Below are 11,790 nucleotides of genomic sequence, written 5' to 3' on the forward strand. Positions count from 1 at the left end.
GACTACGTGTCCTGAGCTTACTGTGAAGCGTCCTGTCACCTGCCGAGAGGTCCCCTAAGGTGGGCGCCGTGGGCAGATCGGGTGTTCCGGCGCTGTCGCTGGCCGAGTGGCTGGTGCTGTGCCTGGTCGACGAGGAGCCGACGCATGGGTTCGCGATCGCGTCGGCGACCGGCCCCGAGGGCGAGCTCGGGCGCGTGTGGTCGCTGCGCCGGGCCGTCGTCTACCGCGGGTTGCGGCGGCTGCTGGAGCTGGGCCTGGTGGCCGAGGCCGGGGTCGAGTCCACGCCGCACGGCCCGGCGCGTACGGTGATGCGCGCGACCCCCGAGGGCAACGCCGCCGTACGGCGGTGGCTCACCCTGCCGGTCGCCCACGTACGCGACGTGCGCTCGGAGCTCATGGTCAAGCTGGCCCTACTCGACCGGGCCGGCGCGGACCCCACGGACCTGCTGACCGCCCAGCGCCGGGCGATCGAGCCGATCGCCGGGGCGCTGCGCGCCGACCGCGACCGCGCCCAGGGCTTCGACCGTACGCTCGCCGGATGGCGCTACGAGACCACGGTCGCGACCCTGGCCTTCCTGGACGAGGTCCTGGCCGTCGCGCGCTGACCCCGGGACCGGCGGTGCGGCCCCGGGATCGGAGGCGCGCATCAGAGCTGCGCCGTCACCGCCTTGACCTCGGTGTAGTTGTTGAGCACCTCGTGGCCCATCTCCCGGCCCCAGCCGGACTGCTTGTAGCCGCCGAACGGCAGCGCCGCGTCGAAGACGTTGTAGCAGTTGATCCAGACCGTGCCCGCCCGGATCTTCTTGGCCAGCGCGTGGGCCTTGGAGATGTCCTTGGTCCAGATGCCGGCGCCCAGGCCGTACTCAGTGTCGTTGGCCTGCGCGGCGATCTCGTCCAGGTCGCTGAACGGCGCGGCGACGACGACCGGCCCGAAGATCTCCTCGCGGACGACCTTCATGTCGTTCCGGGTGTCGGTGAGCACGGTCGGCTCGACGAAGTAGCCCCGGTCGCCGTACCGTCCGCCGCCGACCACGGTCGTCGCGCCCTCCGCGCGCCCGGAGTCGAGGTAGCCGGTGACACGGGTCAGCTGCTCCTCCGACACCAGCGGGCCCATCTGGGTCTCCGAATCCATGCCGGGGCCGAGCCGGATGGACTTGGCGATGTCGGAGACACCCTCGATGACCTCGTCGAACCGGCTCTGGTGGACGAAGAGCCGCGAGCCCGCGACGCAGCACTGCCCGTGGTTGAAGAAGATGGCGTTGGCCGCGCCGGCCACGGCGGAGGGGTCGGCGTCGTCGAAGACGATGTTGGGGCTCTTGCCGCCGAGCTCCAGGGACACCTTCTTCAGGTTGCCGGCGGCGGCCTGCACGATCAGGCGGCCGACCTCGGTGGAGCCGGTGAAGGCGACCTTGTCGACGCCCGGGTGGGCGGCGAGCCGCGCGCCGGCCGTCTCGCCGTACCCGGGCACGACGTTGACCACGCCTTCCGGGAAGCCGGCCTCGGCGATCAGCTCCGCGAGCCGCAGCGCGCTCAGCGGCGTCTGCTCGGCCGGCTTGAGGATCACGCAGTTGCCGGTTGCGAGGGCGGGGCCGAGTTTCCAGGCCGCCATCAGCAGCGGGAAGTTCCACGGGATGATCTGCCCGACGACACCGACGGGCTCGCGCAGCGTGTACGAGTGGAAGTTCGCGCCCGGGGCCGTGGGCACGGAGATGTTGATCGTGTTGCCTTCGATCTTCGTCGCCCAGCCGGCCATGTAGTGGAACAGGTCGGCGGCCAGCGGCACGTCGGCCGCCCGCGCGATCGTGTACGGCTTGCCGTTGTCCATCGACTCCAGCTGGGCCAGCTCGTCGGCGTGTTCCAGGATCAGGTCGCCGACCTTCCAGATCAGCCGGCCGCGCTCCGAGGCCGTCATCCGTGACCAGGGTCCGTCGTCGAACGCCGCGCGCGCCGCCCGTACCGCCCGGTCGATGTCCTCCGCGTCGCCCTCCGCGACGTGCGCGAGGGTCTCGCCGGTGGCCGGGTCCGGCGTCGCGAACGTCTTGCCCGACGCCGCGTCCGACCACTGCCCGCCGACGAACATCCGGCGGGGGCTCCCGACGAAGTCGCTGACCCTCTCGTGCGCCGTTGTGATCGACATCTGTGCCCATCTCCCATGCGTCCGCCCGGCGTCTAACCGGGCGTGGTCGAGGTAGTCACAATGAGACGTCCGTGACGGCCCCGGCGCAAGGCTTGGCGAGAAAGTCTCCGCAGCGGCGATCCGCCGGTTCGCCGGCCCACGGGCGGTACGCCCGGGGCGTCGGCGCTCATAGAGTGCTCGCATGGGCATGGTGAACACCGTCGGGCTGGTCCTGCACCCGAGGCGTGACTCGAAAATCGCGATCGAGGCGATCCTCAAGTGGGCCGCGGGCCGGGACGGCACGGTGCTCGGCCTGCCCGAGGAGATCGGCCGGATCGACTGCAGCGCGGTGGCGGTCCCGCCCGAGGAGATGATCGAGCGAGCCGACCTGCTCGTGAGCCTGGGCGGTGACGGCACGATGTTGCGCACGATGCGCCTGGCCGCGGGTCCCTCCACGCCCGTGCTGGGCGTCAACCTCGGCCGGCTGGGGTTCCTCGCCGAGATCGACGTCGACGAGCTCGCCGACGCGCTGACCTCGATCGACGGGCACCGCTACGACGTGGAGCCGCGCATGGCGGTCTGCGCCGAACTCCCCGACGGGAGGGTCGTGACGGCCTTCAACGACATCGCACTGGTGCGGATCCCGGGCGACGGCATGGCCGCGCTGGCCGTCTCGGTGGAGGGCCACCCGTTCGTCCGTTACTCGGCGGACGCGGTCATCGTGGCCACCTCCACCGGCTCGACCGCCTACAGCTTCTCCGCCGGCGGGCCGATCGTCTCCCCGACGGTCGAGGGATTCCTGGTCATCCCGGCGGCGGCGCACTCGGCGTTCAACCGGGCGATCATGCTGTCCGCCGACGAGGCGGTCGCCCTGGACCTGCTGCCGGTCTCCGGCGAGCTCGCCGTGGAGGTGGACGGGGGAGTCGTCACCCACCTGGCCCCCGGCGACCGGCTGGCGGTGACCGCCCTGCCGGCCGCCGCCCAGGTCGTACGCCTCGGCGGCACGACGTTCTACGAACGCGCCCGCCGCAAGCTCCGCGTCAGCGGCAGCGCCGAGGTCGACTGAGGCCCGCAGCGGCTTGACATCCGGAGGCGGCGGGGAAAGTCTGAGGGGAGTTCCGCCCCGGCCGTCTCGCCGGGCGGGCCGGGGTCCAACAGCGCGGCCCTCACGATCGACCGACGTGAGGACGGCTGCCCGTGTCCCGGACCATCGACTATGACGACGGCCATGCCGAAGCATTGCTGAGCGAGCTCGGGGCCATGCCGAGCGAAGACCCCCGGCGCGAGGACATCAGGTCCGAACTCGTGCGCATGCACCTGCCGATCGCCCGCGGCATCGCCCGAAGATACGCGCAGTACGACGAGCCCATGGAGGACATCCAGCAGGCCGCCATGCTGGGCCTGGTCAAGGCCATCAACCGGTACGACGCGACGCGCGGCGAGCGGTTCCTCGCGTACGCGGCGCCGACCATGACCGGTGAGGTGAAGCGCCACTTCCGCGACCGTACGTGGCTGCTTCGCATCCCGCGCCGCCTGCAGGAGCTCCGGCTCGCGATGCGCGCCGCCGGGCGCGACTTCTTCCGTGAGAACGACCGGGCTCCGACCGTACCGGAGATCGCGCGGATCCTGGGGATCGAGGAGGAAGAGGCGATCGAGGTGATCGGCACGTTCGACGCCTACCGGCCGCGGTCGCTCGACATGCCGATGGGCGACGACGAGGACGCCGAGACGTACGGGGACATGCTCGGGGAGACGGACGGCGCCTTGGAGGACGTCGTCGACCACGTCGCCGTACGCCCGATGCTGGAGAGGCTGCCGGAGCGCGAGCGCACGATCTTGCTCTACCGCTTCTACGGCAACAAGACGCAGACCGAGATCGCCGAGCTGATGAACCTGTCCCAGATGCACGTCTCCCGGCTCATCAGCCGTACGCTCGCCCGCCTGCAGGACGAACTGCTCCGGGACGCGTGAACGCCGCGGTCAGAGTCCGGCGAGCTGTCGGCGCGCCGCGCTCAGCAGGGTGCGCAGGGAGTCCTCGTCGATGTCACCGGTGCCCCGCGGGTCGTTGAGCTCCTCGGCCAGCAGCCACTCCAGCAGCGCGATGCGCCGTTTGTGCAGGCCGATCGCCGACCGGCGGTCGCCGTTCTCCTCGGCGACCAGCCGGGCGGCGGACGCGAGGAGCTCGCGGTGCTCGGTCACGGACATGACGGCCAGCCCCGCGCTCACGGGATGCGCGCGGACCTCCGAGTCCGGATGATGCCGGTACGCGTCGTCGTAGCGCGCCTCCCCGGTGAGCCACTCGTCCAGCCGGCTCGCGGCCTCGCCGGGGTTCTCGGCGCCCTCGGGCAGGTCCTCCGCCTGGTCCGGATCGAGCCAGGCCTCGACCAGCCGCCGCTGGAGCCGCGCGACCGGCTCCTCGTACCGCTCCCGCGCGGCGGCCGGCGACTCGCCCAGGACCTCGGCGATCTGCTCCCAGCTCGTGCCGCGTTCCCGTTCACAGGCGATCGCGAGGGTCAGCGCCTCCGCGGCCGTGTCGGCCAGGTGGCCGGCGAGATCGGTGAGCTCCCCGGGCGGGCAGCCGTACTCCCCGTGGGTGGGGACGAGTGAGGTGGCGACCGATCCGGCCTGTGCGGACTTCGCCGACAGGGCGACGCGAAGCCGCGCTTCCAAGCTGTAGTTCAAGCCGTCGTCCATGAAACCCTGACGCCCTTCCTCAAACCTCTGATGTGCCCTGTCAGGGCTACCCGCGACGACGCAGACAAACGTTTCGGGTGTGGCCGCCCACGGCCGGAAGAGCCGGAAAAACAATCGGAGGCCATCGGCATGAAGCCCCGTACCGGGGGTATTCGGCGGCCCGGGAGGTACTGACAATGATTCCGTTGATACTGGTTCTGCTGCTCGCCCTGATCCTCTTCGGTGCTGGGTTCGCCCTCAAGGCGCTGTGGTGGATCGCGGTGATCGTGCTGGTCGTATGGGTGCTCGGCTTCGTCTTCCGTGGCGCCGGTGCGGGGGGTTCCCGCGGTCGCTGGTACCGCTGGTAGCACCTGGGCACGCATAGTGAAGGGCCCGCCACTTCGGTGGCGGGCCCTTCCGCGCCACGGCGCCGATCACCATCCGGTGAGGACCGTGCCGCGGACGTCGGCCGGGCCCACCGGTCCGGCCGGAGTGGTGAACGCGGCGAGGACGGAGGCCAGCAGGACGACGGCGATGACCGCGCCCAGCAGCGCGTAGCGTGCCGGCGTCCGCCGGGACCACGTATTCTGGTAATGGTTCATGGCGGCACCCTAGGAAGATTCGCCTTGTGGGCTCCTTAACAACGCAATAAGAAAGCCTGTGCCGTCCGAATTCCGTTCGCCGCGACGGCGGCGGGCGTGGCCGGTCCACGGCCCTGGACGGCGGGTCGGCCAGGAGCGAGACAGGGGCCCGGGCGCCGGGCGCCCGAACTCCAATGCTCATTCGCGACAACAACTTGTCTGGCTTTTTTATCCGTGGCTAAGGTGTTTTTCACCAGACAGGCGGCAATGGGGGAGGGCAATGAGGCCCCGCATCGGCATCTCCGCGTGCCTGCTCGACGAGGAGACCCGATCCGGCGGTGACCGCGCCCGCTGCCGCTTCCTGGTCGACGAACTCGGTGCGCACGTGGACTGGGCGCCGTACGCCGCCGACGTCGAGACCGGCCTCGGTGCGCTGTGGGAGACCTGGCGCCTGACCGGCCAGAACGGGCTGATCGACCACGGCGGCGTGTTCCCTGCGATCAACGGGCTGCCGAACCCCGCCGCGCTCGACGGCTACATCGTGCGAGGTGATCCGCACGGCGCCGGGGACGGGCCCTGGTACGCGGCCGATGGCCGGAACGCCTTCGCCCGGCGGCTGGGGACGGCGTTCCCGCTGCTTCCCCTGACAGGCGAAAGCGCGCTGGCCCGGGACCTGCCGCACGCCCGGTTCGTCGAGCGGGTCTTCGCCCGCGCGCGGCTCCGTGAGGTGTTCGCGGACGGCTGGCGGACCCGCGACCTCGTGGCCTTCCACACCCGCCACAAGCTGCAGATCCTCGCCCACAGCCCGGCGCGCTACCAGCAGGCGGGGCGGGTCGTGGCGGCGGCGGGCTGCCGGTCGCCGGGTGAGACCGAGGCCGACTACCGGCGCATCTTCACGGAGGCGCTGGCGGACGACGCGACCCGCGGCCGGGCCGCCAACGCCATGCATCGCGTGTACCGCATGATCGGCAAGGGTCTCGACGACGGGCCGCGGCACGACGTGCTCGACCGGATCCAGGCGTACCAGCGCGGTGAGCTGCCGTTCGACACGGTGATCCGGCTGCTGGCGAGCCACGCGACCGGTGAACCGCTGCGCTGGGCGAGCGAGCAGACCTACCTCAACCCGTTCCCCGACGCCCTGCGCCGTCACCTGCTGACGGCGGACGGCGCCGCGTCCCTCGCCACGCCCTGACCCGGCAAAACCTCCGCCAAACCCCGGTCGATCGCGGGCCGCCCGCGCCCTCGCCGGTGTTGTCTGGTGGTTCACACGGCGAGCCGGACGAGGGGGAGCATGCCGGGCCAGCGCAGACCCGAGCTCAGCGTCACCCAGCTCATCGCCGGGGCCGGCGCCACCGTGACGGCGACGGTGGCGGCCTCCTACTTCGGGGTCGGCGGCACTCTGGTCGGGGCCGGCGCGGTCAGCGTCCTCTCGACCGCCGGTGCGACCGTCTACCAGCACTTTCTGGACCGCGGCAAGGCGCAGATCGCGGCGAAGATCCCGGTACGCGCCGGCGGCGCGGTGGGCGAGCGTGAGAGCCCGTCCCGTACGGGACGGCCGTGGCCGAAGTGGTACGTCCTGGCGGGCGCGGCCGTCGGGGTCTTCCTCGCCGTGATGGGGCTGGTCACCGCGTTCGAGCTGGTCACCGGCAGGCCGCTGGCCGACACCGTGCAGGGCCGGGCGGGCGGGGGCACGTCCGTCGACCCGGTTCGCGTCCCCGCACGCCCGGAGCCGGGACCGGTGGCCACCGATGAGGCGACCCCGGCCCCGACGCCGTCGGACCTGACCACGCCCGGCCGTACGCCGACGCCCTCACCGAGCGGAACACCCGCCGCGGTGCCGTCGCCGTCGACCGTCGGCCCGGCGTCCACGCCACCGCGGTCACCGCCCGCCGACGACGACCTCGATCCCCTGCCGACTCCTTAGGGCCTCGGGCGCGGGACCCGGCCCCTCTCCTGCCTCGGCGGGGTCTGGGCCTCGCCGGGAAGTGTCGGCGGCGGCAGCGTCTCGACCTCCTTCTCCGCCTCCTCCAACTGGGCCTTGGTGTCGGGCAGATGTGGCGGGCCCGCGTGGGAGGCGACGCCGAGAGCCGAGGTCAGGTCGCCGAACGTACGGCGGCGCCAGGGGGTGAGGTTGGGGATCCTCACTCTGGTCAGCCGTTCGAGCAGCCGCAGCGGCGAGGTGTGGTCGAACTTCTCCCTCGCCACCCAGCCGCCCTGGGTCCACGGCGAGACGAGCAGGCACGGCACGCGGAAGCCGCCGCCGATCGGCAGGCCCTGCACGAACTCATCCGCGGTGCCCGCGGCGGGCACCGGCGGCGGCACGTGGTCGAACAGGCCGTCGTTCTCGTCGTAGTTGAGGATGAACAGCGTCTTCTTCCACACGTCCGGGTTGGAGGCGATGGCGTCGATCTTGCTGGCGACGTAGTCGGCGCCGGCCGCCGGCATGTAGTCGGGGTGCTCGGACTGGGTGCTCGTGGGGATGATCCAGGAGACCGCCGGCAGCCGGTCGTGGGCCGCGTCGTACTCGAACCGGCCCGCCGAGGAGACCGTCATCCCGCTCTTGTAGAGCGTGGAACTCGTCGGCGCCTTCTGGAAGGCGTCGAAGTACTCCAGCACGTTGCAGCCGTAGTCGTCGGTCTCCTGGTAGACCTTCCAGGTCACGCCGGCCTCGGTCAGCGCCTCGGGATAGGTCTTCCAGCCGTACGGCGTCGGGTCCGCGTTCTTGATGACCGGGCCGCCCTTGGTCCCGCCCGGGTCGATGCTCGCGCTCATGAGGTAGAGACGGTTCGGCCAGGTCGGGCCCAGGACCGAGCAGAAGTAGTTGTCGCAGACGGTGAACGACTCGGCCAGCGCGAACTGGAAGGGGATGTCGGCCCGCGTGTGGTAACCCATGACGTACGGGCCGTTGGCGCCGTCGGCCGCCCGGTGCGCCGGCAGCCACCGGTCCATCTTCCCGTTGTTCCACGCCTGGTGCTGCACGCTCCACGCGTGGCTGGTCGAGGGGATCGCCTGGGCGCTGCTCTTGTGCGTGTCCAGGTGGAAGGGGAGCACGTAGCCGGCCGGGTTGACGGTGTCGGGCTGGTAGAAGACCGACTTGCCGGTGCTCAGCTTGATCGCGTGCCGATCCGAGAAACCGCGTACGCCTGGCAAAGTGCCGAAATAATGGTCGAACGATCTGTTTTCCTGCATCAGGATAACGACATGCTTGATATCGCTGAGTGAGGGCTTGAGCCGCTCCGGCGTGTCGGCCATGGCGCGCTGGACGTTGGGCGGGAGGAATTCGGCGGCGAAGGTGGCGGCGGCGACGGCACCGGCCGCGCCGAAGAGGCGGCGGCGGGTCAGATCGGGCAAGAGGTGCTCCCAACTGGCGGGGGAATGCGGGGCACGATGGACACTGATGCGTCGGAGGGGCGTACGCGATGCGCCGAGATGAACAAAAGCGAACAAATGTAATAATATATGTGTCATGAGGCCCTGACAGAATGTGTCATGGCAATGCGCGCGTCTTCGGCGCAGTTGTCACGGAGTGAGTGGCGGGCGCGTGCGCTCGACTCCCTAAGCTGGCGTGGTGACCACCGAACGCCCTGACGTGCCACTGATCGCCGATGAGCGCACGATGCTCCGCGCCGGCCTCGACTTCCACCGCGCCACCCTCGCCTGGAAGTGCGAGGGCCTGGAGGACGAGGGGCTGAGCGCGCAGGCGTCGCGACCGTCGGCCCTCTCACTCCTCGGGCTGGTCCGCCACATGGCCGAGGTGGAGCGCACGTGGTTCCGCAAGACCGTGAACGGCGAGCACGACCTGCCCAACGTCTGGTCCCACGCCGACGACTACCAGACCGCCTACGACCCCTCCGGCTGCACCCGCGAGGAGGCCTTCGCCGCCTGGCGGTCGGAGGTGGAGCGGGCCCGCGAGATCGAACGCGCGGCCCCGTCCCTCGACCTGGTCGCCCGCCAGCCCCGCTGGAACGAGGACGTCTCGCTCCGTTTCGTCATGCTGCACCTGATCCACGAGTACGCCCGGCACAACGGCCACGCCGACCTCATCCGCGAGGCCGTCGACGGCACCGTGGGCGTCTAGTAGACAGGCCCCTCCGCGATGAGGGCCCTCCGGGTCGGCGGGGACGTCGCGATCCCCGCGGAGCCGGAAGGCCCTCATTCGTAGGAAATCAGCCGCCTCGTGCCGCTGCCCCTAGGCCAGGATGTCGGCCAGCCGGCTGACCGCCGGGCGGGACTGGAGGTGGAGGCGGGCGATGTCGAGACCCTCGTCGCCGAGAACGACGAGAAGACTGCGGTCGCGGATGGCGTAGACGACGATGTGACCGCTCTGGCAGCGGGTCACCACCTCACGGAGTTCGCCCATGCCGACTTCCTGGCCGGTGCTTTTGCCGAGGCCGAGCGCCGCCGCCGCGAGAGCCGCGAGCACGTCCGGCCGCACCTTGTCAGTGTCGGAGGCGATCAGCATTCCGTCCACTGACGCCACTGCGGTGTCCCGTACCCCGACGACCTGATCGCGCAAGGCGTACAGCTCGTTGAGCACCGATTCTTGGATCATCCCCTGTCCTAACTTCACGCTCATTCCGAGATCGGCTTCGCCGTCTGGACGCGTCAGCGCGCGGACATCCCCCGAAATCGGATGTACGTACGACGGACAACGCGTTGGCCGGCTGTCGCCGCCGATGCGGTTCGCGGTCGCCGGCAGACCGGCACGAAGCGGCCATGCCGTGTTCGCGAGGCCTAGAGGGCCACGTCCCGCTCGATGCGGCGGAGGTTGTGGCGGGCGAGCGCCAGGTTGGCGCGGCTCCGGTCGAGCGCGAGGTAGAAGAACAGCTGGCTTCCGCCGCGGCTGAGCAGCCTGATCAGGTGGTACTGCCGGTCCAGCGTGATCAGGATGTCCTCGATGCCCTCCTTGATGCCGAGCGCCTCGAGCGTACGCGCCTTGGCACGTACCACCTCGGTGTTGCCAGCGGACGCGACCTCGAGATCGAGATCGCGGCCGCCCCCGATCATGCCGAGCGTCATGCCGCTCTCGTAGTCGACGAGCGCGGCACCGAGCGCGCCCTCGATCGCCATCGCCTCTTTGAGCGCGGTTTCGATATTCATCGAGCCTCCCACCCCGTGAACTGCCCCCCCGGACGCCGTGAGTGAACGAATCAACGCTCAAGGCCCCGGCTCGCAGGCATTGTGTCTAGAGAAGGCAACGTACAGCCTCAGATAGCGACATGTCGGTCATTTGGCGCTACAAGATACTTTGACCCGTCGCTCTGACATGGGGTTTTAGGGAGGGACCCTTCCTAGTTGCGGCCGGGAGTCAGACTCGCCGCATGATCATGCTGTCCCGCAACCTGGCGGGACGACCTGGCATGATGGCCTCCATCAGCACCCCCTGAACTCCTTGTTCCGATGGATGGGCGACGGTGACATCACCTCTTTCCCCCACTGAGTCCCCCAAGGGAGCCGGGGCTTCAACGCCCAGGTCAGGCATCCTCGCCACCGCTCTCACGCGTCGCGGCGGAGAGCGCTTCTCAGGCACGCTCCGGCTGCACGGCGGCCAGGGCGGCAGCATCAGAATGCAGGACGGCCTGGTCGTCGCCGCCTCGACTCCGGTCGCGCCGGGCATCGAGTCGCTCCTGCTCCGGTCCGGCCGCGTCTCCGAGGAGAGCTGGCGCGAGGTCTTCGACGAGGCGGCCCCGTACGGCCGCCTGTCCGCCGAGCTGGTCGAACGCGGCCTGCTCGGCGCGGCCGCCGTCGAGGTCCTCACCCAGACGGCCGTCTTCGACGCCATCTTCGCGATCGCGGTGTGCGGGATCAGCTCCTGCACCGCCGAGTCCGCCGCTCCGGACGACCTCGCGCCCCTCCTGCCGGTCCAGCCCGGGCTCGATCCCGACCGGGTCGTCCGGGAGACCGCGCGGCGGCTGGACGTCGCCGCCGAGTGGCAGCGCTTCGGGCTGAACATCAACACCCGGCCGCAGCGGCTGCCCGTCGAGCACAGCGCGGCCACCGCTCCCGCGCGCGCCGAGATCCTGGCCAAGATCAATGGCCGCCTGAGCACCCGCGACATCGCCTTCAGCCTCGGCCGCGGCCTCTACTCCGTGCTGACCGACCTGGCCATCCTCATGAAGGACGGCCTGATCGCCATCGATCCCGCTCCGGCGGACCGCCGGCGGGTCGACCCCGCGCAGATCGGCACCGTCCGGCTGGACGAGATCCCGATCGACGAGCTCTCACTCGGAGAGCTGTCGCCCACGGCGCCCGCGCCGGTGCTCCCTCCGGCGCCGCGACCGCCCCAGGGCGCCGAGCTCCCGCGCCGCCGCCGCATGAGCAGAAAGAGGCCCGCCCCGCCCAGCGAGGACGCCTGACCTTCGCGGTTGCCGGGCCCGCGCGCGGTACGAGAGTTTGGTGCGACGCACGCGCTCACACCGA

14 protein-coding genes are annotated in these 11,790 nt (G+C 70.7%); 8 read left to right on the forward strand and 6 right to left on the reverse strand.

The features are described from left to right. Window positions 1-68: 68 nt before the first annotated feature. A complete protein-coding gene (locus QWU11_RS15850; RefSeq protein WP_290108949.1) occupies window positions 69-605 on the forward strand; it encodes a helix-turn-helix transcriptional regulator in 537 nt (178 codons plus the stop codon). Between the two features lie 41 nt (window positions 606-646). Here the strand turns inward: QWU11_RS15850 and QWU11_RS15855 are convergent, their stop codons facing one another. Continuing rightward, window positions 647-2,137 carry an aldehyde dehydrogenase family protein gene (locus QWU11_RS15855; RefSeq protein ID WP_290108954.1) on the reverse strand — a complete coding sequence of 497 codons (1,491 nt, stop codon included), beginning with the start codon at window positions 2,135-2,137 and terminating at the stop codon, window positions 647-649. Window positions 2,138-2,318: 181 nt separating this feature from the next. On the opposite strand from QWU11_RS15855, the gene QWU11_RS15860 reads away from it, so the two are divergent. Both QWU11_RS15860 and QWU11_RS15865 read left to right on the forward strand, forming a co-directional pair. Beyond that, window positions 2,319-3,182: an NAD(+)/NADH kinase gene (locus tag QWU11_RS15860; protein WP_290108956.1), complete on the forward strand. Its 864-nt coding sequence runs from the start codon at window positions 2,319-2,321 to the stop codon at window positions 3,180-3,182. Window positions 3,183-3,313: 131 nt separating this feature from the next. Then, window positions 3,314-4,087 (forward strand): SigB/SigF/SigG family RNA polymerase sigma factor, encoded by a 774-nt coding sequence (locus QWU11_RS15865; protein WP_290108957.1) that lies wholly within the window; start codon window positions 3,314-3,316, stop codon window positions 4,085-4,087. A gap of 9 nt (window positions 4,088-4,096) precedes the next feature. On the opposite strand, the gene QWU11_RS15870 is transcribed toward QWU11_RS15865, so the two are convergent. Further along, window positions 4,097-4,798: a hypothetical protein gene (locus QWU11_RS15870; protein ID WP_290108958.1), complete on the reverse strand. Its 702-nt coding sequence runs from the start codon at window positions 4,796-4,798 to the stop codon at window positions 4,097-4,099. Between the two features lie 188 nt (window positions 4,799-4,986). Between QWU11_RS15870 and QWU11_RS15875 the strand changes: the two genes are divergently transcribed. Then, complete coding sequence (locus QWU11_RS15875; RefSeq protein ID WP_290108959.1) at window positions 4,987-5,157, forward strand: hydrophobic protein; 171 nt, start codon at window positions 4,987-4,989, stop codon at window positions 5,155-5,157. Window positions 5,158-5,223: 66 nt separating this feature from the next. Here QWU11_RS15875 and QWU11_RS15880 read toward each other — a convergent pair whose 3' ends face one another. Beyond that, the gene (locus QWU11_RS15880; RefSeq protein ID WP_290108960.1) at window positions 5,224-5,391 is read right to left on the reverse strand and encodes a hypothetical protein; all 168 of its coding nucleotides are present in this window, start codon (window positions 5,389-5,391) and stop codon (window positions 5,224-5,226) included. A 259-nt stretch (window positions 5,392-5,650) separates the two neighbouring features. Between QWU11_RS15880 and QWU11_RS15885 the strand changes: the two genes are divergently transcribed. Beyond that, window positions 5,651-6,562, forward strand: coding sequence for a DUF1722 domain-containing protein (locus QWU11_RS15885; protein WP_290108961.1), 912 nt, complete (start codon window positions 5,651-5,653; stop codon window positions 6,560-6,562). 99 nt (window positions 6,563-6,661) lie between these two features. Beyond that, window positions 6,662-7,294 (forward strand): hypothetical protein, encoded by a 633-nt coding sequence (locus QWU11_RS15890; protein ID WP_290108962.1) that lies wholly within the window; start codon window positions 6,662-6,664, stop codon window positions 7,292-7,294. Here QWU11_RS15890 and QWU11_RS15895 read toward each other — a convergent pair. Beyond that, complete coding sequence (locus tag QWU11_RS15895) at window positions 7,291-8,721, reverse strand: alkaline phosphatase family protein (protein WP_290108963.1); 1,431 nt, start codon at window positions 8,719-8,721, stop codon at window positions 7,291-7,293. The two genes, QWU11_RS15890 and QWU11_RS15895, sit on opposite strands and share 4 nt — an antisense overlap. Before the next feature lie 217 nt (window positions 8,722-8,938). Here QWU11_RS15895 and QWU11_RS15900 point away from each other — a divergent pair, with 217 nt between their 5' ends. Continuing rightward, window positions 8,939-9,448, forward strand: a complete 510-nt coding sequence (locus tag QWU11_RS15900; protein ID WP_290108969.1) for a DinB family protein — start codon at window positions 8,939-8,941, stop codon at window positions 9,446-9,448. Between the two features lie 111 nt (window positions 9,449-9,559). Here QWU11_RS15900 and QWU11_RS15905 read toward each other — a convergent pair whose 3' ends face one another. Further along, window positions 9,560-9,922, reverse strand: coding sequence for a roadblock/LC7 domain-containing protein (locus QWU11_RS15905; protein WP_290108974.1), 363 nt, complete (start codon window positions 9,920-9,922; stop codon window positions 9,560-9,562). A gap of 182 nt (window positions 9,923-10,104) precedes the next feature. Further along, window positions 10,105-10,470: a hypothetical protein gene (locus tag QWU11_RS15910; RefSeq protein WP_290108975.1), complete on the reverse strand. Its 366-nt coding sequence runs from the start codon at window positions 10,468-10,470 to the stop codon at window positions 10,105-10,107. A 467-nt stretch (window positions 10,471-10,937) separates the two neighbouring features. On the opposite strand from QWU11_RS15910, the gene QWU11_RS15915 reads away from it, so the two are divergent. After that, window positions 10,938-11,726 carry a hypothetical protein gene (locus QWU11_RS15915; protein WP_290108976.1) on the forward strand — a complete coding sequence of 263 codons (789 nt, stop codon included), beginning with the start codon at window positions 10,938-10,940 and terminating at the stop codon, window positions 11,724-11,726. Window positions 11,727-11,790: the final 64 nt, after the last annotated feature.

Origin of the sequence: Actinomadura sp. DC4 (assembly GCF_030406325.1) — a bacterium.
Taxonomy (GTDB): Bacteria; Actinomycetota; Actinomycetes; order Streptosporangiales; family Streptosporangiaceae; genus Actinoallomurus.